This window comes from Enterobacter cloacae complex sp. ECL411 (genome assembly GCF_021869665.1).
Lineage (GTDB): Bacteria > Pseudomonadota > Gammaproteobacteria > Enterobacterales > Enterobacteriaceae > Enterobacter > Enterobacter intestinihominis.
This window is the reverse complement of the sequence record NZ_CP091486.1, coordinates 4,016,439-4,039,502: the sequence shown is the minus strand read 5'-3', so window position 1 is coordinate 4,039,502 and position 23,064 is coordinate 4,016,439. Positions and strand designations below refer to the sequence as shown.

Genomic DNA, 23,064 nt, shown 5'->3' with positions numbered 1-23,064 from the left:
TGTGGCAGAGAAGACGAGTTAGTTCATCCAGCGGTCTTTACGTTTACGGCTTGGGATAAGGTGAGGAAGCACCAGACCCAGCACCAGACCGACGCCCAGTACGCCGCCGCCATACATAAACCACTGCATGATGATGGTGCGTTGTTTGTCATCCAGCTGTAGATTAGCGGCGTTTACTTTCTTCTGTGCGACGATCAGCTCATTTTTCAGCTTCTGATTTTCGTCTTTCAGACCGGCGATCACGCTGTCGCTTTGCGCCACTTTCTGCTGCATCTCTGCGGTGCGCTGGTTCCAGGTACCGTCAATGTTGTTCAGCTTATCGGTCAGGGTTTTCACCTGATTTTCCAGATCCGGCACGCGGGTGCGCAGGCTTGGCACTGTGCTTAGCTCTTTCAGCGGGATCCATGAGGTGCGGCCAGAGCTGTCACGAACCTGACCGTAATTGGTGTCTGCGTTAGTTTGCAGCAGAGTCACTTCCTCGCCGGCATTTACCGTACCCACGAGGCGATAATTGTCTCCAGGGCCGCTGCGTACCCAGGTATTCAGTTCATCAGAAACGTAACGTTTCTCTTCAGCGTGGACCGCGGTTGCGGCGCTAAAAGCGAGTAAAGTAAGTCCAATCAGGCGTAATTTAAGCATATCAGTCGTTATTTTCATAAAAAGTGGAACGATAGTAGTGGTATCAGTGTCGCTACGCAAAGGATTCATCATCAATCGGAATCATCTGTGTCATGATTTCCACCGCTTTAAACTTTTACGCCCGTCAAATTGCTCATTGCGTGGCAATTTGGCGCAAAATACTATGTACTGACAAACAAATGGCGAGGAAGTTCGCCTTCATCGACGCGTCTGTGACGCACGCAAAAGTACAAGGCTATGGCACAAGAGATCGAATTAAAGTTTATCGTCGAAAAAGACAGCGCTGACGCGCTCCGCCAGCATCTGAATACGCTGTCCGGCGAGCACCATGAACCCGTACAGCTGCTCAACATCTATTACGAAACGCCGGACAACTGGCTGCGCAACCACGATATGGGCCTGCGCATCCGTGGTGCGAACGGGCGCTACGAGATGACGATGAAAATCGCCGGTCGCGTGGTGGGCGGTTTGCACCAGCGTCCGGAATACAATATCGACATCAGTAAGCCAGAACTTGAGCTGGATCGTTTTCCGGCGGAAGTGTGGCCGGAAGGGACGCTGCCCGCAACGCTGTCGGCAGAGGCGCAACCGCTGTTCAGCACCGATTTCTGGCGCGAGAAATGGCTGGTGACGGAAGGCAAGAGCCGCATTGAGATTGCGTTTGATCGAGGTGAAATTAAGGCTGGTGAAGAGCAGGAGCCGATCTGCGAGCTGGAGCTTGAACTGCTGGAAGGTGAGGCGAGCGACGTGCTGAAGCTGGCGCACAAGCTGGTGAACCAGCCTGGCCTGCGTCAGGGCAGCCTGAGTAAAGCGGCGCGCGGCTATCACCTGGCCGCCGGGAATGCGCCGCGCGTGCTGCGAGAAACCCCGATTCTGCGCGTTGTGCCGAAAGCCTCCGTTGAGCAGGGCATGGAAGCGGCGCTGGAGCTGGCGCTCTCTCAGTGGCAGTACCACGAGGAGCTGTGGGCGCGTAACGTGAAAAATGCCAAAAAACAGGTGCTCGCTGCTATAGGGCTGGTGCGTCACACCCTGGCGCTGTTCGGCGGTATTGTACCGCGTAAAGCCAGTGCTCACTTACGTGATCTGCTCACTCAAACCGAAACGCTGATGCTTTCTGACGTGTCGGCACAAACGGCGATCTACAGCCCGCAAAACGCCAGCGCGAAACTGGCGTTGACCGAATTTCTGGTGACGCGCGGCTGGCGCATTTTCCTCGATGCGAAAGGGCAGACTAAAATCGCGGAAAACTTCAAACGTTTTGCGGATATCCACCTCTCCCGTCACGCGGCCGAGCTGCGAACCACCTTCGCGCATCCGCTGGGCGATCAGTATGGCGATCAGCTTCCCCGCCTGGCGCGTAACATCGACAGCATGTTGCTGCTGTCAGGTGCGTATGAGGGCGTGAAGGCGCAGGCCTGGCTGGAGAACTGGCAGGGGCTTAAGCATGCCATCGAGACCCGTCAGCAGATTGAGATCGAGCATTTCCGCAACGAGGCCATTTCGCAGGATCCGTACTGGCTGCACAGCGGAAAACGTTAATTCTGGCAAGGAACCCCTGATATGCCGCTTTCTTCGCAGTTACAGCAGCACTGGCAGACCGTTTGTGAACGCCTGCCTGAGTCGTTACCCGCGTCATCGTTAAGCGAGCAGGCGAAAAGCGTGCTCACGTTCAGTGATTTTGTGCAGGAGAGCGTCAGCGCTTACCCGGACTGGCTGGCAACGCTGGAAAGCGCGCCGCCGCAGGCTGACGAGTGGCGGCATTATGCTGGCTGGCTGCAAACCGCGCTGGCAGAGGTGGCAGATGAACCCACGCTGATGCGCGTTCTGCGTCAGTTCCGCCGCCGGGTGATGGTACGCATTGCCTGGGCGCAGGCGCTGGAGCTGGTGAGTGAAGAGAGCACCTTGCAGCAGTTGAGCGAGCTGGCGCAGACGCTGATCGTCGCCGCGCGGGACTGGCTCTACGCCGCCTGCTGTAAAGAGTGGGGCACGCCGTGCAGCGAAGACGGGGTTCCGCAACCGCTGTTGATTCTGGGGATGGGCAAGCTGGGCGGCTGCGAGCTCAATTTCTCCTCAGACATCGATCTGATTTTTGCCTGGCCGGAAAACGGCTCCACGCGCGGCGGTCGTCGCGAGCTGGACAACGCCCAGTTCTTTACCCGCCTCGGCCAGCGGCTGATTAAGGCGCTGGATCAGCCCACCCAGGATGGTTTTGTCTACCGCGTGGACATGCGTCTGCGTCCGTTTGGCGACAGCGGGCCACTGGTGCTGAGCTTTGCCGCGCTGGAAGATTATTACCAGGAGCAGGGGCGCGACTGGGAGCGTTACGCGATGGTCAAAGCGCGGATCATGGGCGACAGCGACGATGCCTACGCCAACGAGCTGCGCGCCATGCTGCGCCCGTTCGTGTTCCGCCGCTACATTGACTTCAGCGTGATCCAGTCCCTGCGAAATATGAAAGGGATGATTGCCCGCGAGGTGCGTCGCCGTGGCCTGAAGGACAACATCAAGCTCGGCGCGGGCGGTATTCGTGAGATCGAATTTATCGTTCAGGTCTTCCAGCTGATACGCGGCGGGCGCGAACCTTCTCTGCAATCCCGTTCGCTGCTGCCAACGCTCAGCGCTATCGATCAGCTGCATCTGCTGCCGGAAGGCGACGCGCAAACGCTGCGTGACGCTTATCTCTTCCTGCGTCGTCTGGAAAATTTGCTGCAAAGTATCAACGACGAACAGACCCAGACGTTACCGGGCGATGAGCTGAACCGGGCGCGTCTGGCCTGGGGGATGCGGGTGGATGACTGGGCAGCGCTGACGGAACGGCTGGAAGCGCATATGGCGGGCGTGCGCCGCATCTTTAACGATCTGATCGGCGACGACGAAAGTGAATCGCAGGACGATGCGCTCTCCGAGCACTGGCGCGAACTGTGGCAGGACGCGCTTCAGGAAGATGACACCACGCCGGTGCTGGCGCACTTAAGCGACGATGCCCGCCATCGCGTGGTGGCGTTGATTGCTGATTTCCGTCTCGAACTGAACAAACGCGCCATTGGCCCGCGCGGTCGTCAGGTGCTGGATCATCTGATGCCGCATCTGCTGAGCGATGTCTGCTCCCGCGAGGATGCGCCGGTGCCGCTGTCGCGCATGATGCCGCTCCTGAGCGGGATCGTCACGCGTACCACCTACCTTGAACTGTTAAGTGAGTTTCCCGGCGCGCTGAAGCATCTGATTTCCCTTTGCGCCGCCTCCCCGATGGTGGCGAACAAGCTGGCGCGTTATCCGCTGCTGCTCGACGAACTGCTCGATCCGAATACGCTCTATCAGCCGACGGCGACGGATGCTTACCGCGACGAGCTGCGTCAGTATCTGCTGCGCGTGCCGGAAGAGGACGAAGAGCAACAGCTTGAGGCGCTGCGTCAGTTTAAGCAGGCACAGATGTTGCGCGTGGCGGCGGCAGATATCGCCGGTACCCTGCCGGTAATGAAAGTGAGCGATCACTTAACCTGGCTGGCGGAAGCGATCATCGACGCGGTGGTCCACCAGGCGTGGGTGCAGATGGTGGCCCGCTACGGGCAGCCGAAGCACCTTGCTGACCGTGAAGGCCGCGGTTTTGCGGTGGTGGGTTACGGCAAGCTGGGCGGCTGGGAGCTGGGCTACAGCTCCGATCTGGATCTGATTTTCCTCCACGACTGTCCGGTTGACGTGATGACCGACGGCGAGCGCGAAATCGACGGGCGGCAGTTCTACCTGCGCCTGGCCCAGCGCATCATGCACCTGTTCAGCACTCGCACCTCATCCGGCATTCTGTATGAAGTGGATGCGCGTCTGCGCCCGTCCGGCGCGGCAGGCATGCTGGTTACCTCCACGGAGGCTTTTGCCGACTATCAGAAGAACGAAGCCTGGACGTGGGAGCATCAGGCGCTGGTGCGCGCCCGCGTGGTGTACGGCGATCCGCAGCTCAAAACGCAGTTCGATGCGATCCGCAAGGCGGTCATGACGACCCCGCGCGAAGGCTGTACGCTGCAAACCGAAGTGCGGGAAATGCGTGAGAAAATGCGCGCGCACCTTGGCAACAAACATCGCGATCGCTTTGATATCAAAGCTGATGAGGGCGGGATTACCGATATTGAGTTTATCACTCAGTATCTGGTGCTGTTGCACGCGCACGATAAGCCGAAGCTGACCCGCTGGTCGGATAACGTGCGCATACTGGAACTGCTGGCGCAGAACGACATTATGGATGAGCAGGAGGCGCAGGCATTAACCCGCGCCTACACCACGCTGCGTGACGAGCTGCACCATCTGGCCTTACAGGAACAGCCGGGCCATGTGGCGCTGGACGGTTTCACCGATGAACGCGCGCAGGTGACCGCAAGCTGGCAGAAGTGGCTGGTGGAACCGTGCGTAACAAAACAAGTGTGATATTATCGCGCGCAAATTGTGAATCTTTCTGGAGTCAGGAATGAAAGTAACACTGCCAGAGTTTGAACGTGCTGGAGTTATGGTTGTCGGGGATGTGATGCTGGATCGCTACTGGTATGGGCCGACCAGCCGTATCTCTCCGGAAGCGCCGGTGCCGGTAGTTAAGGTCGACACCATTGAAGAACGTCCAGGCGGCGCGGCAAACGTGGCGATGAACATAGCCTCGCTGGGCGCGCATTCGCGTCTGGTGGGCCTGACCGGCATTGACGATGCGGCGCGTGCGCTGAGCCAGTCGCTGGCGGACGTGAACGTGAAGTGCGACTTCGTTTCTGTTCCGACCCACCCAACCATCACCAAGCTGCGCGTGCTGTCGCGTAACCAGCAGCTGATCCGCCTCGACTTTGAAGAAGGGTTCGAAGGCGTTGATCCTGAGCCGCTGCATGAGCGCATTAGCCAGGCGCTGGGCAATATCGGCGCGCTGGTGCTGTCTGATTATGCCAAAGGTGCGCTGGCGAGCGTGCAGACCATGATCCAGCTGGCGCGCAAAGCCAGCGTTCCGGTGCTGATCGACCCGAAAGGCACCGATTTCGAGCGCTATCGCGGCGCAACCCTGCTGACGCCCAACCTCTCTGAGTTCGAAGCGGTGGCGGGCAAGTGCAAAACTGAAGAAGAGCTGGTTGAGCGCGGCATGAAAATCATCGCTGATTTCGAGCTGTCTGCGCTGCTGGTGACCCGTTCCGAACAGGGCATGACGCTGCTGCAACCGGGCAAGGCGCCGCTGCATATGCCAACTCAGGCGCAGGAAGTGTACGACGTGACCGGTGCCGGTGATACGGTGATCGGCGTGCTGGCAGCGACGCTGGCGGCGGGGAACTCCCTGGAAGAAGCGTGCTACTTCGCGAACGCCGCGGCGGGCGTGGTCGTCGGTAAACTCGGGACCTCCACCGTTTCGCCAATCGAGCTGGAAAATGCTGTGCGTGGGCGTGCGGATACCGGCTTTGGCGTCATGACCGAAGACGAGCTGAAAGTGGCCGTTGCCGCCGCGCGCAAACGCGGTGAAAAAGTGGTGATGACGAACGGCGTGTTCGACATCCTGCATGCGGGTCATGTCTCGTATCTGGCGAATGCGCGCAAGCTGGGCGACCGCCTGATTGTGGCGGTCAACAGCGATGCCTCAACCAAACGTCTGAAGGGTGAAACGCGTCCGGTGAACCCGCTGGAGCAGCGCATGATAGTGCTCGGCGCGCTGGAAGCGGTGGACTGGGTGGTCTCATTTGAAGAAGACACCCCGCAGCGCCTGATTGCCGGAATTCTGCCTGACCTGCTGGTGAAGGGCGGTGATTACAAGCCAGAGCAAATCGCAGGTAGCGAAGAGGTCTGGGCGAATGGCGGTGAAGTGATGGTGCTCAACTTTGAGGACGGGTGTTCAACCACCAACATCATTAAGAAGATCCAGAAAGACAGTCAGTAAAAAACGGGCCAGTTGGCCCGTTTTTTTATGTCGGGTGGCGGCTGCGCCTTACCCGACCTACGCGTTCATGTAGGCCCGGTAAGGCGTAGCCGCCACCGGGCACAACAGACCGCACTATGCCTGGTCATCCACCGGTGGAATAGCTGGCGCTGGCTTCACCTCTTCCGGCGCATTGCGGCTCTCCAGCTCGCTCAGACGCTGTTCCAGCAGCGCCAGCTTCTCGCGGGTGCGCAGCAGCACCTGCGTCTGCACGTCAAACTCTTCGCGGCTGACTAAATCAAGGCGAACCAACTGTGCCTGCAACGTCTGGCGAATTTTCTTCTCAACGTCATCACCAAACTCACGAATACCTTTCGGCATGGACTCATGAACCTGACGCGCGATCTGCTCAATTTTCTTTGGGTCAATCATTGTCGTTTCCCTTGATGAAAAGGTGTTAGTGCCTATTGTAGCGCGTCATGCCGCGGGTTAAACAAAATTGTTTGAAGCTTATGCATTGCCCAGGGTAATCAATAGCGTTATAGTTATCTCGCTTATTCTCAGGGCGGGGCGAAATTCCCCACCGGCGGTAAATCAGCTTAACGCTGAAAGCCCGCGAGCGCTTTGGGTGAATTCTCAAAGGTCAGCAGATCCGGTGTAATTCCGGGGCCGACGGTTAGAGTCCGGATGGGAGAGAGTAACGATCCAGTCGGGCAAGGCCCGCTCACGTTATTTTTTTGCCGCTTGTACGGCGCTCCTAAGACTGCCCTGATTCTGGTAACCATAAAGTTAATGAGGTTTTTTTACCATGAATCAGACGCTACTTTCCTCTTTTGACACTTCAACTCAACGTGTTGAACATGCACTGGATGCACTGCGCGAAGGCCGCGGTGTGATGGTGCTTGACGATGAAAACCGTGAAAACGAAGGCGACATGATTTTTGCCGCCGAGAACATGACCGTTGAGCAGATGGCGCTGACCATCCGTCACGGTAGCGGCATCGTATGCCTGTGCATCACCGAAGACCGTCGCCAGCAGCTTGATCTGCCGATGATGGTTGAAAACAACACCAGCGCCTTTGGTACCGGCTTCACCGTGACCATTGAAGCGGCACATGGCGTCACCACCGGGGTGTCGGCGGCTGACCGCCTGACTACCGTGCGTGCAGCGATTGCTGATGGTGCAAAACCCTCCGATCTGCACCGCCCTGGTCATGTCTTCCCGCTGCGCGCGCAGCCGGGCGGCGTGCTGACCCGTGGTGGTCATACCGAAGCGACCATCGATCTGGTGACGCTGGCTGGCTTCAAACCCGCAGGCGTGCTGTGCGAACTGACCAACGATGATGGCACCATGGCGCGCGCGCCGGAGTGCATCACCTTTGCGCGTCTGCACAATATGCCAGTGGTGACGATTGAAGATCTGGTTGAATACCGCCGGGCGCATGAGCGTAAAGCCAGCTGAACATGCTGATGTGAAAAAGCCGGGGAAACCCGGCTTTTTTGTTTCTAGTGGTAGTTAATTTTGAACAGTACCACGGTTTCAAACGGCCCGGACTGAATCGCTTTTCCTTCATCCCGCGAAAGTTCAGCCGTGTAGTTTTGCTCAAGATTCATCATATCGCCCGTAAAATCGGCGTATTCCTTGTACTGGTTGAATGTGTAAGGCTCCGTTCCGTTAAGAATACGCAGCTTTAACCCATTCCCTATCAGTACCGCGGTGTCGTCTGCGCTGAGCGTTTCGGTTGTGTAAAATGACGAGTCCATCTTAAATCCGTCCGAGCACTGGGCATCCTGCACTTTGGTGGTTCGTATTGAAAACATGCGAATACGCTTCTGCTGATTCACAATGTCGCGCGCACTGAAAGTGCCGAAGTCGATCTCCTGATTCTCAGGGTAAATGCTAAACGTCGCCCCGCAATCAAGGACCGTAATGTTTTGCAGCCCGTTGATGTGATACTTCAGGTTCTTCGCGTCGGCCATCTGATTAACGCCGCCCTTACCGTCAAATTGCACAACGATGTAATCGCTGAGCGAACTGACATAGCCATGCGGCGGCACAGCCTTTATTCTCACGAAAAGTCGTAATCGGGCGACGAATGTGCGCGAAATATGGATATCATCCGGATTACCAGAACAAATGCGATTCTCCCACCCCATCTGGCGGATTTGAGCAGGGGTGTAAATAGTGATGTTATCGTTGTCCAGGCACTGGCGGGTATCCACGCCGTTGGGCTGGCCTGTGGCATCGTAATCTATGCCTTCATAGGTGACGCCCAGTTCATAGTAGGGATCGGTTGCGGCAGGATAAGGGTTTACCCAGGCAAAGACATCTTCCGGCTTAAAATTGCTCGAGACGTTGTTATCACACGTCACCGGAATCTTAATGTCATCAGACTCCCATATTTTTTGGCCAATTTGGGCGTTGCTGGGTATGGCAAAGGGGGAGATCGTTTTTGTCTCCTCGACGGAACCGCCAGAGCCACCCAGATAACAGTTAAGCGCCATCGCATCTTCCAAAGGCAGCGCTGAAAGCAGCAATGTAAGCAGGACACTAGCGAGCTTTCGCATCTTTATCGATTTTCCGTTCGGTAAGTTTACATTGCGCCGTTCCGGTGCACTGCACGTCGACTTTTTTCAGTGCACCGTAATCGTCGATATAGCCGATGCTGTAATAACTACCGTGGTAATCGCCGGTAGACGCGGTTGCCGTGGCGAAAGGCGCAATCATCAGACTGTCAAAACCCGGCAGCATGGTTTTAGCATTTTTGCTCAGCCACGCCAGCGTGATGTAGTACGGCGTAGGGTTGTGGACCGTGAGCCCATTCGCGTTGGCGGAAATTTCCATTCGCATTTCAGTCAGTTCGCCGGATTTTTTGCTAATCGCTTCTGGACGCCAGAACAGCTTAATTCGGCTCTGCATTGCTACCTGCATCACGCTGCGCTCCTCGCTGGCGCTGGTGTTTTTTGGCGGTACTTCACGCAGGTTGAAATAAAACAGCGATTCCCTGTCTCCTGGCAGCTGGCGAGTAGCGGCTTGTTTAACAATCCTTATCTGCGACGAGGTGCCCGCTTCGATACGTTGAATGGGGGGAAGCGCCATAAAGTGCGTATCTTCTTTTTGTCCCTTTTCATCTTCAATCCAGGAGAGCGCCAGATAAGGCAGCACCTTGCTCTGATTGTCCACTTTCAGGCTGCTGGCCTTGTCGCTTTCTGGAAAAACAATGCGCGTGCGGTCCAGATTAATGGCTGCGTGGGTAGCAAATGCTGTGCTGGTTAGCATCAGGCACAGGCTTTTAAACGGCGTTAATTTCATGATGATTTCTTACTGACACGGCAGTATCAACTGCATACTGTTTTCTAAGTGAGAAGGTAACGAGAAGCGACACTGTTGGTTGTCGCCCCATGTCACGCGAAACTGCTGTTCTGGCTCAACGGCGGCCAGCCAGACGCGGCCTTCATCGGCCACCATCCCAACCTGCAAATTGCTTGCTTCCAGGCGAACAATCGCCCCGAGAGGTGGCGCTCCTGATGACATTCGCAGAACGCCTGTCACGTCCTTACCTGCGCGCGTGGCAATCTGACGATAACCAATGGCTCCCTCAGTCCAGGTTGAGGTCACGACGCGGTTGTCTACGTCCACGCCATCAGGGAGGTTGTTCAGATTGACCTGCACGCTGGAGGGGGAATAGCTGGAGAATGACGGTAAAACGCCGATGCCAAAACGGTTGGTCTCATCTCGCGACATGTTCAGCGGGATATTGCCTACCCCGTCGGTGCTGACCATCACACGAGGTTCATTACCGTAGCTGCGCCGGTGCAGCGCGGCGCCTTTCGCCGTTGAGGTGAAGGAACCACTCCAGCTCGCGCTGAGGGAGTTATATTCGTCAGCTTTATAGCTGCCTGAGAGATTGAGATCGCCGTACGTAGAATAATGCTGATAATTCCCGCTGACCTGCGCGCCGGAATCTGGCTTTCCGCTCTCCGCGCCTGCGGAAACGCCCCAGGTATTATTGCGATCCGACGTGTCATACCACGACACGTTATGACTCAGCGCTTCGCTGTTACGCAGGTCATAGTTAAGACGATGATCGGGATCGAGCGGTACGCTGAGCGAGAGATAGAACTGAGTATCGTCACTTTCGTCTTCCTCATCGTAATGCGTTTTACTCCAGGACAGGGTTACGCCGAGGTTCTTCCAGCGGCCCATATCAAAGTTGTAGCCCGCCGTGATGCTGCCGGTCGTGGAAGGTGAATCATTCCACCATGTCTGACGCAGCATGTTGACGTACAGGTTCAGGGATAACGCTGAAATGTACTGGCTTGCCGTCACGCTCAGGGTTTGTTTCTCCGACTGGCGGTCACCGTCGTCATAATCAAGGTAGCGGGCGTAGCTCAAAAACTGGGGGTCTGAGTAGCGGTAGCTGGCAAGCGTAAGCTGACTGCCGGTGGTATCGAAACGCTTGCTGTAGTTTATGCGATAGCTGTAACCCGTCTGACTGCGCTGGTGTGGCAGCTGGCTGGTGGCCTGCGTGACGTCAAAAGAGAGCGCCCCCAGCCAGGCCATATTCTGGCCGATCCCGGCAGCGACGGAACGATAACCGTCGCCATCGGTCAGCGTGCCGCCATACAGGGAGGTGTGTGACAGCATGCCCCAGGAAAATTCGCCGCTCATGAAGGCGTTATCTTCAACGTCATGGGAGGCACCCTGGCGCGCTTTACCCGCCGCGAACTTGTAGCGAACCTGACCCTTGCGCGTTAAAAACGGCACGGACTCGGCAGAGACCTGGAAGGTGCTGACGCGGCCGTCCTCTTCCGTGACTTTGACGTCCAGCGTGCCCTGAACCGACTGGTTAAGATCCTGAATAACAAACGGGCCTGGTGGCACTTTACTTTGGTAAATCACGCGATCGGCAAGGCTTACGGTCACCGTGGCGTTGGTTTGCGCTATCCCGGTAATCTGCGGGGCATAGCCGCGCAGCGACCATGGCAGCATACGTTCTTCGCTGATTAGCGATGCGCCGGTATAGGTAAAGGCGTCAAAAATTGCGGACTGGAAATCCGTTTCACCCAGCGTCAGTTTCGCTCCGATTGAGGGCAGAGGGCGGAACATATATACGCGTGAAAAACGGCCATCCTGCTCTGAGCCTGCTTCAGTATCGCTTCGCGTGTACTGGTAATCGCTTCGCAGGCGCCACGCGCCCATGTTCGCACCGACGGTGCCATAGGTATTGGCGTTGTTATTGCTGCTGCCGCTATTGGGCTGATAATGGCTGGCAAAAAGATTGTAATCCAGCAGTACGCCCGGCACGCCGTTGTCCCAGGTGGATGGCGGCATCCAGTCCACCGCACGGTATTGCAGCCATGCCTGGGGGATCGTCACATTCAGGGATTGGCTATCTTGCTCAAACGTAAATCTGATGTCTGGTCTGGCGGCGAAATCAACGCATCCCTCTTTTTCTGGCAAAGCGTGACGAACCTCATCCTGTAACGCAAATGTATCGGCCAGTTCGGGAGGAATACACACTTGAACTGCATTATTTATTTCTCTCCAGCGAAGGAGCCAGCCATTTGCCAGCGGAATATCATTAACTGAAACGGTAACGAAATAGCTTCCCGGCGTAACCGATATTTGATCTTTAAAACGTGATAAATCGACGCTGCCGCGCTGATCTTTATCAATGGCATTTATATTAAATTCAGTGGCAGAGGTAAGTCTCGTCATTAACAGGGATGCAATGATGATTATCCATTGTAATTTGTATGTCATCATCCTGTTACTCGAATATATAAAGGATGCCGACCGGCATGAATTACCAGTCGGCTAATACTGTTACGTAACAGAACTATTTGTACAACAGGACGTAGTTAGCCGTGGCTTCAACCTGGCCTGCCGTCGCAGTTTTACCCGTGGGGACTTCCATAACCGCTTTGAAATGCAGCGTCTGGGTGGTTGATCCTGCCAGCAACTCAACCTCGTTGGATTCTCCCAGCGTGATAGCAGCCTCCGCATTATCCAGCAGACGTACACCCACGTTCTGCGCACCACTTGCATAGGTGTTACTCATCAGGCTGGTGTCTGTCGCGTCTGTCGCTGCGCTGGTGAAGGTGACATCCACTTTGGTAATTGGCGTGTCGGTTTCGTCTGCCGGATCGTCAAGCTGGCAGTTTTCCAGATTAATATCGACCGGAACCGGCGTGGATTTTTTGTTGGCGTTGATAACGGCCGTAGTCACTTCACCCAGATCGACTTCTTTATCAACGCTGTCTGGTGCGATGCTGCACGGTGCGTCAATAACAACACCTTTGAATTTGATTTTGCCAGAGCCTTGATCTTCAGCAAAAGCAGAACCCGACACAATGCCAGCCATAGCCGCTGCTAACAGTAATTTCTTACCCATATACATGGAAATATCCTTTTTCAGAGTGATTCATAATGTGAATATTAATTTCAGAATACTTGCAAAGTATACGGATTGGGGTGGGAATACGCGATTAACGTGACTTAAATATATTTGTAGGTGCTTTTAATTAATATTTTCAGGCTATCTTAAGAGACGCCTTTTTTTGAAATTCTAATGGGTTTATATTTGGTGGGTTATTATAGGGTAAATATATAGGATTGTTATTTTGAATAGTATAATGCCTCCGTATGAAACGGAGGCATTAATTCTTAACCTATACCTGCCGTTTGTAGCAGAACCAGACTCATCCCCATCACTGACATTCCACACAGCACGCCGTAGCTTGGGTTATTGTTGGGATCGATCTCTTTTGCCAGCGGCATCAGCTCATCGACAGATAGCGCGACCATAATCCCGGCCACGGCAGCCATAATTGCAGCCATTACAACCGGGGATACGAGGCTACCGAGGATCAGCCACGCCAGCACGCCGCCGAGAATTTCAGCCATCCCGGAGATACCCGCCCAAAAGACAGCTGTACGTTTTGAACCCGTGGCGGCATAAACGGGCCCGGCAACGGCAAGTCCTTCAGGAATATTGTGCAAAGCAACGGCCAGCGCGACACCAAAACCCATTTCCAGGTTGCTGCTAGCCGTGACATAGGTGGCGATACCTTCCGGAAAGTTATGCAGGCTGATACCCAGCGTCAGCAGAATGGCCGTGCGTTTGATATTGCCAGGGATGGGGGCAACGCTTTTTTGCATTAGATCCTGCGGGTGCGCGTGAGGAAGGATACGGTCGAGTGCAAAATAACCCAGCAGGCCAATGATAAACATGCCATAGCCCAGAACAGGCGACATCCCTTCGGCGTGAAGCGCGGCGGGCAGCATCTCCATCAGCGAGATAAGCAGCATGATCCCGGCGGCGAAACCCAGCGAGAAGGCCAGCAGGCGATTAGAGGGTTTTTGACCGAGTACCCCAAGGAACGCACCGATAAAGGTCGCGGCGCCAGCAAGTAAGGTCAAAATCAAAGGTACTGACATGCATTCTCCTTAAGCGATATCTGGCATTCAAATTTCCTGATGATGATCTTCACGGTTATCTACGTTCATCTTCACCTGAATGCGCGTAATGTAGGCCCATCACTTTGTCACTTCCTCTAAGGATATCACCATGTCTCCTTCTCGTATGCCAGCACTGTTTTTAGGCCATGGCAGCCCCATGAACGTTCTGGAAGATAACGTCTATACCCGCGCCTGGTGTCAACTGGGTAAGACGTTACCGCGTCCGAAGGCAATTGTGGTGGTCTCTGCGCACTGGTTTACCCGGGGTACCGGCGTGACGGCCATGGAAGCGCCAAAAACGATCCATGATTTTGGCGGTTTTCCGCAGGCGCTATACGATACGCATTATCCGGCCCCCGGTTCGCCTGAGCTGGCGCAGCGGCTGGTTGATCTGCTCGCCCCTGTTCCGGTTGCGCTGGACAAAGAAGCCTGGGGCTTTGACCATGGCTCGTGGGGCGTGCTGATTAAGATGTATCCTGATGCGGATATCCCGATGGTGCAACTGAGTATCGACAGCACCAAACCGGCTGCCTGGCACATGGAGATGGGGCGTAAGCTGGCTTCGCTTCGTGATGAGGGCATCATGCTGATTGCCAGTGGCAACGTGGTGCATAACCTGCGTACGGTACGCTGGCACGGTGAAAATACGCCGTACCCTTGGGCAACAGCCTTTAATGACTATGTAAAAGACAACCTGACCTGGCAAGGGCCGGTCGAACGGCACCCTTTGGTGAACTATCTGGATCACGACGGCGGTTCGCTCTCTAACCCGACGCCGGAACACTTCTTGCCATTGCTGTATGTATTAGGCGCATGGGATGGTCAGGAGGTTATCACAACACCGGTCGACGGTATTGAGATGGGGAGCTTAAGTATGCTGTCGGTGCAGGTGGGGTAAAACATGCCCGGTGGCGCTGCGCTTACCGGGCCTACGCTCGACATGTAGGCCGGGTAAGGCGAAGCCGCCACCCGGCAAGTCTTATTCAATAAAAATATGCGGGTAGAAACGCGACAGATCCTGCGTAATCAGCGCGCGATCTTCGCGAATACCAATCCCGGCAGGCTGATCGTTAATAAGCCAGCTGCCGATCAGCGTATAGCTTTCGCCAAACTTCGGCAGTTGATAAAACGCCTGGACGATCATCCCTTCCTCACCGTACGGCCCTTCAACCGCTTCCAGCGTTTTACCGTTTTCGATAATCGAGACGTTCGCGCCTTCACGGGAGAAGATTGGCTTAACGACGTATTTCTCCATCGGCGGGAAATCATCTTCGGCAAAGTAAGCAGGCAGCAGGTTCGGGTGGTTCGGGAACATCTCCCACAGCATTGGCAGCAGGGCTTTATTGGAGATAATGCTCTTCCAGGCTGGTTCCAGCCAACGCACACCGGCGTCTTCCAGCTTGGTAGAAAACATTTCGCGCAGCATGTATTCCCACGGGTAGAGCTTGAACAGGTTGCTGATCACCTGATCCTGCGTGTCCGTAAACTGACCTTTTTCACCTAAACCGATCTCTTCGATATAGAGGAATTCCGTCGCCACTTCCGCTTCGGCTGCGCAGTCCTGCAAATACTGAACCGTACCGCGATCTTCTTCGGTATCGCGACAGCAGGCGAGGTGCAATAGGTTGAAACCGTGCTGTTCACGCAGTTCGGCGAAACGCTCAATCAGTTTTTCCTGAAGGCTGTTGAACTGGTCGCTGCCTTCCGGCAAGTTTCCGGCATTCGCCTGATCTTCCAGCCAGATCCACTGGAAGAACGCGGCTTCGTACAGGGAGGTTGGCGTATCTGCGTTGTTTTCTAAAAGCTTCGGTTCACCCACGCCATCCCATGCCAAATCGAGGCGAGAGTAGAGCGAAGGCTGGTTCGTTTTCCAGGACTGACGAACAAAGCTCCAGGTGTGCTTCGGAATGCGGAATTTGGTCATCAGCTCATCGCTGTCGATGACTTTCTCTACCACCTTCAGGCACATCTGGTGCAGTTCTGCGGTCACCTCTTCAAGCTTTTCGACCTGCGCGAGCGTGAGCTTATAGTAAGCGTCTTCACACCAGTACGGCTCGCCGTACATGGTGTGAAAGTTGAAACCGTATTCGGTGGCTTTTTCGCGCCAGTCCGGGCGCTCGACAATACTGACTCGTTCCATGATCAGCCGCCCATTGAGCGAGTCGAAGAGCCGGTCGCACTACGCTGCATGGTGGTTTGTTTCGCCACAGACTCACCGAAGCCGCCACGGGTAATGGTGCTGGTAGTGGCTGGTTTCGGTGCCATCGCGGTTTTCGGTACGGTCATCGTACGGCCAGGCGTTGCAGCACCGTAACCCTTGCCGGTGGCATCGGTGTATTTACCGTACGCCGGGCTGTTTGGGTTTTTAGAACTAAACAGCGGTTGCTGCTGGTAGCCCGCGCCGCCGCTCATCAGACGGCCCATCATATAACCCGCCATCAGAGGCATCCAGAAGCTACCGCTGGACTGTGCCTGCGCCTGGTTTTCCGGCGCCATACCTGCCTGAGCAGGAGCCTGCTGGCACTGGCCTTCGCCGAATTCGGCTACACAGTCTTCGCGTGAGGCATATTTCGGCGCGGTACGTTCTGCCTCTTTCAGGGCGTTGTTATAGGCCGTCGTACACTCGGCGGCTTTACCGGTTGCGCTCGCACAATCGTCAGCGTTTTGATAGAGCGACACCGTTTCGTCGCTTTGCTCACAGCCTGCCAGCATAAAGACGGCGGTGACCGCCAGCGCGACAGGTGTCAGGTGGCGTGCGTTCCAGCTTTTGCGGAACGACGCGTGATTCATCGTTTTTGTCCGTTTCATATTTGTCTTCCAGGACCCAGGGGTATTAACGCTCAGGATAGAGGATGAGTGGTTGAAAATGAAGCGAAGAGGGGCGAAATCCGGGGGATCTTTACGTTGGCTTACGTTCGGGGGGGATTAATGTGCTCCCTCTCCCTGTGGGAGAGGGCTGGGGTGAGGGCATCAGGCCGCACTGGGCCTGATGACACACTTAGTTGCGGAACGGATTCGTGCCGCTGCTGGCAGGTGAGGTGCTGCGTGCTGCCGCTGGCTGTGCAACCGGGGCGCTGCCGTTAGCGTTGAAGTTATCAACCGCGGCATCCTGCTCTGGATTTTCCGGCGCCACGCTGTCAGGCGACGTGGATACCGGTTTACCCAGCGTACTGTTCAGCATTTGCAGATCCTGCTCGTTCAGCGTACCCAGCGCCTGCTTGATGTTCAGCTGGTTAATCAGGTACTGGTAACGTGCGCTGGAAAGCTGCTGTTTCGCGTTATACAGCGTGGTCGTTGCGTCTAACACGTCAACGATGGTACGCGTACCGACGGAGTAGCCTGCTTCCATCGCGTCCAGAGAGCTTTGCGCAGAGACAACGGCCTGTTTGTAAGCGTTGATGCTACTGATAGAGGCATTGACGTTGTTAAAGGAAGAACGCACGGTCTGCACCACGTTGCGGTGCGCGCTTTCCAGCTGCTCGCTGGCACCCACAAAGTTGTATTGCGCCTGTTTCACCTGAGAGTTAACCATCCCGCCCTGGTACAGCGGCAGAGAGAAGCTAAGGCCCACTTTATTCTGGCCAACGTTGCTGTCGTCATAGGCCTGAGACGTCGTTTTAGACCCGCTGTAGCTGGTATCCGATACGCCGGTAGAGGCGCTCAGGCTCAGGGTTGGCAGGTGACCATCCTGTGCAAGGCGGATCTGCTCGCGTGCCAGATCCTGGCTCAGGCGCGCCTGCAATAAGGTCAGGTTACGGTTTTCCGCTTCTTTCAGCAGAGCATTAACCGCCTGCGGTTTGTCTGTTTTGAAACTGTCCACGTTCAGAGAGGCCAGCTCAGGATAGTAGTTACCGGTGACCTGACGCAGTGCTTCCAGTGCGTTGTCGAGGTTGTTACGTGCGGTCACTTCGTTAGCCAGTACGGTATCGTACTGTGAACGGGCGTTCTGCACGTCCGTGATCGCGACCAGGCCTACGTTAAAACGCTGGGTGGTTTGATCTAACTGGCGGTAAATCGCCTGTTTCTGCGCTTCGGTATAGGAGAGCGCGTCAATCGCGCTCAGCACCTGGAAATAGGCGGTCGCGGTATTCAGGATCAGCGTTTGCTGATCGGTCTGATAGGTGACATCCTGAATGCCTGCGCTCTTTTCCTGCAAACTCAGTTCACGCCATTTGGACATGTCGAACAGGGTCTGTGTAAGCTGTAAAGAGGCGCTGGTGGCATTCGAGTCGATGCCATTGTTATCGCGAAAACCGTTAGTGTAGGTATAATCTGCACCTAAGCCTAACTGCGGCAGCAGTGGACTACGTGCTTCGTTAATCTTTTCAAACGCAGCATCACGATCGGCCGCTGATTTACGTAAATCAGGGTTGCCCAGACGTGCCTGCTGGTAGACCTGTAACAGGTTCTCTGCCTGGCTCATTGCACTGAAGCCCGTCAGGCTCAGGCCGATAAGGATGGGGAGCAATTTCTTCATTTGCATTCCTTGTTGTGAAGCAGTATTAGCGCTGATCTAATTAAAAATAATTGCCGATTCTAACAGAATCATCCACACCAAAAGGTTGGCGTAACGTGCCATCTGGCGGTAATTTGCTCCAATCTACCATATAGCCATACAAACGGCAGCCAAACAGCCTTGAAATTCACAATTTCATCACCATTGCTACCAGGACTCGACCGATGCAAAAACCAGAAAACGTGCCTGTCACCTTCGCCAAAAACGATGTAGAAATTATTGCACGAGAAACGCTTTATAGCGGTTTTTTTTCAATGGAACTTTACCGTTTCAGGCATCGCCTGTTTAACGGTGAAATGAGCGGTGAAATCAAACGCGAAATTTTTGAGCGCGGGCATGCGGCAGTCTTGCTACCCTTTGACCCAGTGCGTGATGAAGTCGTGCTGGTCGAGCAGGTCCGTATTGCGGCGTATGATACCAGCGAAACGCCGTGGTTGCTGGAGATGGTGGCCGGGATGATCGAGGAGGGTGAGTCGGTCGAAGACGTCGCTCGCCGCGAGGCGCTGGAAGAGGCAGGCCTGGCGATCGGTCGGACGAAACCGGTGTTGAGCTACCTGGCAAGTCCGGGGGGAACAACGGAACGCTCATCTATTATGGTGGGCGAAGTGGACGCCACGACAGCGAAAGGGATCCACGGTCTGGCAGATGAAAACGAAGATATTCGGGTTCATGTGGTGAGTCGGGAGCAGGCTTACCAATGGGTAGAAGAGGGTTTAATCGACAACGCAGCGTCTGTCATCGCCTTGCAATGGCTGCAACTGCATCATCAGAATTTACGAAACGAGTGGAAAAAATGAAGCGCTATACACCTGACTTCCCAGAAATGATGCGCCTGTGCGAAACCAATTTCGCCCAGCTGCGCCGCCTGCTGCCGCGAAACGACGCGCCCGGCGAAACGGTAAGCTATCAGGTGAGCAACGCGCAGTATCGGTTAACGATAACAGAATCAACGCGCTACACTACGCTGGTGGAGATTGAGCAAACGGCGCCGAGCATCAGCTACTGGAGCCTGCCGTCAATGACGGTACGTCTTTATCATGATGCGATGGTCGCTGAAGTGTGTTCAAGCCAGCAGATCTTTCGCTTCAAAGCGCGGTATGATTATCCGAATAAAAAGTTGCATCAACGCGACGAAAAGCATCAAATTAACCAGTTTTTAGCCGACTGGCTAAGATATTGTTTAGCACATGGAGCAATGGCGATTCCGGTTTGTTAGCGTCATAAACCTACCTAAGGACACCATTTGGAAAGCCTGTTGAACCTGACTGTTGCTGGTGGGGCGCCAGTCAGGATATTACAAATCACCGACACCCACCTTTTTGCCGAAAAGCATGAGACGCTTCTGGGCGTGAACACCTGGGAGAGTTATCAGGCGGTTCTTGACGCGATCCATGCTGAAAAGCGGCCATGCGATCTGATCGTCGCGACAGGCGATCTGGCGCAGGATCAATCCTCCGCAGCCTATCAGCATTTCGCCGAAGGAATTGCGAGCTTTAGTGTGCCTTGCGTCTGGCTACCGGGCAATCACGATTTTCAGCCCGCCATGTACAGTTCGCTTCAGGAGGCGGGGATTTCGCCGGCAAAATGTGTCTTTACGGGGGACCAGTGGCAAATTCTGCTCCTCGACAGTCAGGTGTTTGGCGTTCCGCACGGTGAGTTGAGCGACTATCAGCTTGACTGGCTGGAGACAAAACTGGCCGCCGAACCGAATCGTAATACGCTGCTGTTACTGCATCATCATCCGCTGCCGGCGGGCTGTAGCTGGCTTGATCAGCACAGCTTACGCAACTCTGCGGCGCTGGATAGCGTGCTGGCGAAATTCCCGCGCGTGAAAAATTTGCTGTGTGGGCACATTCACCAGGAACAGGATCTCGACTGGAACGGTCGCCGCCTGCTCGCGACGCCGTCCACCTGCGTGCAGTTCAAGCCCCATTGCGCTAACTTCACGCTGGACACCATCGCACCGGGCTGGCGCTGGCTGGACCTGCATGCCGACGGCTCGCTGACCACCGAAGTGTGCCGTCTGGCTGGCGCGCAGTTCCGCCCGGATACCGCTTCAGAAGGCTATTGATGTCGACGCTCCTCTATCTGCACGGGTTCAACAGTTCTCCGCGTTCCGCAAAGGCGACGCAGTTTCGCCAGTGGCTGAGCGAACATCATCCGCACGTGGAGATGATTATTCCGCAGCTGCCCCCTTATCCGGCGGACGCGGCAGAAATGCTGGAATCGATTGTGCTTGAACACGGCGGCGAATCGTTTGGCGTTGTCGGCTCGTCCCTCGGCGGCTACTACGCCACCTGGCTGTCGCAATGCTTTATGGTGCCCGCTGTCGTCGTTAACCCGGCGGTCCGGCCATTTGAGCTGTTAAGGGACTTTCTTGGCGAAAACGAGAACCCCTACACCGGCCAACAATATGTGCTAGAGTCACGCCATATTTACGATCTCAAAGTTATGCAGGTCGACCCGCTTGAAGCGCCCGATCTTATCTGGCTGCTGCAACAGACGGGAGATGAAGTGCTGGATTACCGCCAGGCAGTGGCGTATTACGCATCCTGCCGCCAGACTGTAGAAGAGGGCGGAAACCATGCTTTCACGGGCTTTGAAGATCATTTCACCCAGATTGTCGATTTTCTTGGACTGCACAGCCACTGACAATCAATGCGAATTGCTAGCTTAAATCATGACGCAAACCTATAACGCTGATGCCATTGAGGTACTCACCGGGCTTGAGCCGGTTCGCCGCCGCCCGGGGATGTACACCGATACGACGCGCCCAAACCACCTGGGCCAGGAAGTAATTGATAACAGTGTGGACGAAGCGCTGGCAGGTCATGCCAAACGCGTGGACGTTATCCTGCACGCCGATCAGTCGCTGGAAGTCATCGACGATGGCCGCGGCATGCCGGTGGATATTCACCCGGAAGAGGGGGTTCCTGCCGTTGAGCTGATCCTCTGCCGTCTGCATGCGGGCGGTAAGTTCTCCAACAAAAACTACCAGTTCTCTGGCGGCTTGCACGGCGTGGGGATCTCCGTGGTTAACGCTCTGTCAAAGCGCGTGGAAGTGAACGTCCGTCGCGACGGACAGGTGTATAACATCGCGTTTGAAAACGGCGAAAAAGTGCAGGATTTGCAGGTCGTCGGGACGTGCGGTAAACGCAACACCGGCACCAGCGTCCATTTCTGGCCTGACGAAAGCTTCTTCGACAGCCCACGCTTTTCTGTTTCCCGCCTGACGCACCTGCTGAAAGCCAAAGCGGTGCTGTGCCCAGGCGTAGAAATCACCTTTAAAGATCACGTTAACAACACCGAACAGAGCTGGCGCTACGAAAAGGGTCTGAACGACTACCTGTGCGAAGCGGTTAACGGCCTGCCGACCCTGCCGGAAAAACCGTTCGTCGGGAATTTCGAAGGTGATACCGAGGCGGTGGACTGGGCGCTGCTGTGGCTACCTGAAGGCGGTGAGCTGCTGACGGAAAGCTACGTCAACCTGATCCCAACGCTGCTCGGTGGGACGCACGTCAACGGCCTGCGTCAGGGTCTGCTGGATGCGATGCGCGAGTTCTGCGAATACCGCAACATTCTGCCGCGCGGCGTGAAGCTTTCCGCAGAAGATATCTGGGACCGCTGCGCCTACGTGCTTTCCGTGAAAATGCAGGATCCGCAGTTTGCCGGTCAGACTAAAGAGCGCCTGTCGTCACGCCAGTGTGCGGCGTTTGTTTCCGGCGTGGTGAAAGATGCGTTTACCCTGTGGCTGAACCAGAACGTTCAGGCCGCAGAAATGCTGGCTGAAATGGCGATCTCCAGCGCCCAGCGTCGTCTGCGCGCGGCGAAGAAAGTGGTGCGTAAAAAACTGACCAGCGGCCCCGCGCTGCCGGGCAAGCTGGCGGATTGTACCGCGCAGGATCTCAACCGCACCGAGCTTTTCCTGGTGGAAGGGGACTCGGCGGGCGGATCGGCCAAGCAGGCGCGCGATCGTGAGTATCAGGCGATCATGCCGCTCAAGGGTAAGATCCTGAATACCTGGGAAGTCTCGTCTGATGAAGTGCTGGCCTCGCAGGAAGTACACGACATCTCCGTGGCGATCGGCATCGATCCGGACAGCGACGATCTGAGCCAGCTGCGCTACGGCAAGATCTGCATTCTCGCGGATGCGGACTCCGATGGCCTGCACATCGCCACGCTGCTGTGCGCGCTGTTCGTGAAGCACTTCCGCGCGCTGGTGAAAAACGGTCACGTCCACGTGGCGCTGCCGCCGCTGTACCGTATCGACCTTGGCAAAGAAGTCTACTATGCGCTGACGGAAGAAGAGAAAGCGGGCGTGCTGGAACAGCTGAAGCGCAAGAAGGGCAAACCGAACGTGCAGCGCTTTAAAGGGCTGGGCGAGATGAACCCGATGCAGCTTCGCGAAACGACGTTGGATCCGAACACGCGCCGTCTGGTGCAGCTGACGATCAGCGACGAAGACGAACAGCAAACCAACGCCATGATGGATATGCTCCTTGCCAAGAAACGTTCGGAAGACCGACGTAACTGGCTGCAGGAGAAAGGCGATATGGCGGATATTGAGGCCTGATGCTG

Annotated in this window: 20 protein-coding genes and 1 riboswitch; of the genes, 10 read left to right on the top strand and 10 right to left on the bottom strand. The window is 55.6% G+C overall.

Annotated features, from left to right (window positions below; translation table 11 throughout):
• Positions 1 to 18 precede the first annotated feature (18 nt).
• A complete protein-coding gene (locus L3069_RS19340) occupies positions 19 to 639 on the bottom strand; it encodes a TIGR04211 family SH3 domain-containing protein (RefSeq protein ID WP_001303390.1) in 621 nt (206 codons plus the stop codon).
• Between the two features lie 237 nt (positions 640 to 876).
• On the opposite strand from L3069_RS19340, the gene L3069_RS19335 reads away from it, so the two are divergent.
• From L3069_RS19335 to hldE, 3 genes are read left to right on the top strand one after another with little or no spacing between them, the layout of a single operon-like run.
• On the top strand, positions 877 to 2,178 hold the full coding sequence (locus L3069_RS19335; RefSeq protein ID WP_038416748.1) for an inorganic triphosphatase: 1,302 nt from the start codon (positions 877 to 879) through the stop codon (positions 2,176 to 2,178).
• Positions 2,179 to 2,199: 21 nt separating this feature from the next.
• Positions 2,200 to 5,055, top strand: a complete 2,856-nt coding sequence (gene glnE, locus L3069_RS19330; protein WP_038416747.1) for a bifunctional [glutamate--ammonia ligase]-adenylyl-L-tyrosine phosphorylase/[glutamate--ammonia-ligase] adenylyltransferase — start codon at positions 2,200 to 2,202, stop codon at positions 5,053 to 5,055.
• 40 nt (positions 5,056 to 5,095) lie between these two features.
• Positions 5,096 to 6,526, top strand: a complete 1,431-nt coding sequence (gene hldE / locus L3069_RS19325) for a bifunctional D-glycero-beta-D-manno-heptose-7-phosphate kinase/D-glycero-beta-D-manno-heptose 1-phosphate adenylyltransferase HldE (protein ID WP_015571898.1) — start codon at positions 5,096 to 5,098, stop codon at positions 6,524 to 6,526.
• 114 nt (positions 6,527 to 6,640) lie between these two features.
• Here hldE and ubiK read toward each other — a convergent pair whose 3' ends face one another.
• Positions 6,641 to 6,937: a ubiquinone biosynthesis accessory factor UbiK gene (gene ubiK, locus L3069_RS19320; RefSeq protein ID WP_000566823.1), complete on the bottom strand. Its 297-nt coding sequence runs from the start codon at positions 6,935 to 6,937 to the stop codon at positions 6,641 to 6,643.
• Positions 6,938 to 7,057: 120 nt separating this feature from the next.
• A riboswitch (FMN riboswitch) is annotated at positions 7,058 to 7,208 on the top strand.
• Positions 7,209 to 7,313: 105 nt separating this feature from the next.
• Here ubiK and ribB point away from each other — a divergent pair.
• Positions 7,314 to 7,967, top strand: a complete 654-nt coding sequence (ribB, locus tag L3069_RS19315; RefSeq protein WP_100167841.1) for a 3,4-dihydroxy-2-butanone-4-phosphate synthase — start codon at positions 7,314 to 7,316, stop codon at positions 7,965 to 7,967.
• Between the two features lie 44 nt (positions 7,968 to 8,011).
• On the opposite strand, the gene L3069_RS19310 is transcribed toward ribB, so the two are convergent.
• The 5 genes from L3069_RS19310 to zupT all read right to left on the bottom strand — a co-directional run bounded on the left by L3069_RS19310 (position 8,012) and on the right by zupT (position 13,949).
• A complete protein-coding gene (locus tag L3069_RS19310) occupies positions 8,012 to 9,073 on the bottom strand; it encodes a type 1 fimbrial protein (protein WP_038416745.1) in 1,062 nt (353 codons plus the stop codon).
• Complete coding sequence (locus tag L3069_RS19305; protein ID WP_023298622.1) at positions 9,057 to 9,818, bottom strand: molecular chaperone; 762 nt, start codon at positions 9,816 to 9,818, stop codon at positions 9,057 to 9,059. Before L3069_RS19305 ends, L3069_RS19310 begins: the two co-directional genes overlap by 17 nt.
• 9 nt (positions 9,819 to 9,827) lie before the next feature.
• Positions 9,828 to 12,272, bottom strand: coding sequence for a fimbria/pilus outer membrane usher protein (locus tag L3069_RS19300; protein ID WP_063135865.1), 2,445 nt, complete (start codon positions 12,270 to 12,272; stop codon positions 9,828 to 9,830).
• A 76-nt stretch (positions 12,273 to 12,348) separates the two neighbouring features.
• Positions 12,349 to 12,909 carry a fimbrial protein gene (locus L3069_RS19295; protein ID WP_022649431.1) on the bottom strand — a complete coding sequence of 187 codons (561 nt, stop codon included), beginning with the start codon at positions 12,907 to 12,909 and terminating at the stop codon, positions 12,349 to 12,351.
• A gap of 266 nt (positions 12,910 to 13,175) precedes the next feature.
• Positions 13,176 to 13,949, bottom strand: a complete 774-nt coding sequence (zupT, locus tag L3069_RS19290; RefSeq protein ID WP_022649430.1) for a zinc transporter ZupT — start codon at positions 13,947 to 13,949, stop codon at positions 13,176 to 13,178.
• Positions 13,950 to 14,079: 130 nt separating this feature from the next.
• On the opposite strand from zupT, the gene ygiD reads away from it, so the two are divergent.
• Entirely contained in the window at positions 14,080 to 14,868 is a 789-nt protein-coding gene (ygiD, locus tag L3069_RS19285; protein ID WP_038416743.1) for a 4,5-DOPA dioxygenase extradiol, read from the top strand.
• A gap of 81 nt (positions 14,869 to 14,949) precedes the next feature.
• Here ygiD and L3069_RS19280 read toward each other — a convergent pair whose 3' ends face one another.
• From L3069_RS19280 to tolC, 3 genes are all read right to left on the bottom strand, one after another.
• Complete coding sequence (locus tag L3069_RS19280) at positions 14,950 to 16,110, bottom strand: glutathionylspermidine synthase family protein (protein WP_038416742.1); 1,161 nt, start codon at positions 16,108 to 16,110, stop codon at positions 14,950 to 14,952.
• Positions 16,111 to 16,112: 2 nt separating this feature from the next.
• Positions 16,113 to 16,778 carry a DUF1190 family protein gene (locus L3069_RS19275; RefSeq protein WP_006811983.1) on the bottom strand — a complete coding sequence of 222 codons (666 nt, stop codon included), beginning with the start codon at positions 16,776 to 16,778 and terminating at the stop codon, positions 16,113 to 16,115.
• A 190-nt stretch (positions 16,779 to 16,968) separates the two neighbouring features.
• Positions 16,969 to 18,447, bottom strand: a complete 1,479-nt coding sequence (gene tolC / locus L3069_RS19270; RefSeq protein ID WP_022649426.1) for an outer membrane channel protein TolC — start codon at positions 18,445 to 18,447, stop codon at positions 16,969 to 16,971.
• Positions 18,448 to 18,650: 203 nt separating this feature from the next.
• Between tolC and nudF the strand changes: the two genes are divergently transcribed.
• Genes nudF through parE form a run of 5 tightly spaced genes read left to right on the top strand, consistent with a single transcriptional unit; the run spans position 18,651 to position 23,059 of the window.
• Complete coding sequence (gene nudF, locus L3069_RS19265; RefSeq protein WP_022649425.1) at positions 18,651 to 19,283, top strand: ADP-ribose diphosphatase; 633 nt, start codon at positions 18,651 to 18,653, stop codon at positions 19,281 to 19,283.
• The gene (locus L3069_RS19260) at positions 19,280 to 19,702 is read left to right on the top strand and encodes a DUF1249 family protein (RefSeq protein ID WP_003862516.1); all 423 of its coding nucleotides are present in this window, start codon (positions 19,280 to 19,282) and stop codon (positions 19,700 to 19,702) included. Before nudF ends, L3069_RS19260 begins: the two co-directional genes overlap by 4 nt.
• A gap of 27 nt (positions 19,703 to 19,729) precedes the next feature.
• The gene (cpdA, locus tag L3069_RS19255; protein ID WP_023298619.1) at positions 19,730 to 20,557 is read left to right on the top strand and encodes a 3',5'-cyclic-AMP phosphodiesterase; all 828 of its coding nucleotides are present in this window, start codon (positions 19,730 to 19,732) and stop codon (positions 20,555 to 20,557) included.
• On the top strand, positions 20,557 to 21,138 hold the full coding sequence (gene yqiA, locus L3069_RS19250) for an esterase YqiA (RefSeq protein WP_022649423.1): 582 nt from the start codon (positions 20,557 to 20,559) through the stop codon (positions 21,136 to 21,138). The genes cpdA and yqiA overlap by 1 nt, the downstream gene beginning before the upstream one ends.
• Before the next feature lie 28 nt (positions 21,139 to 21,166).
• Positions 21,167 to 23,059, top strand: coding sequence for a DNA topoisomerase IV subunit B (gene parE / locus L3069_RS19245; RefSeq protein ID WP_022649422.1), 1,893 nt, complete (start codon positions 21,167 to 21,169; stop codon positions 23,057 to 23,059).
• Positions 23,060 to 23,064: the final 5 nt, after the last annotated feature.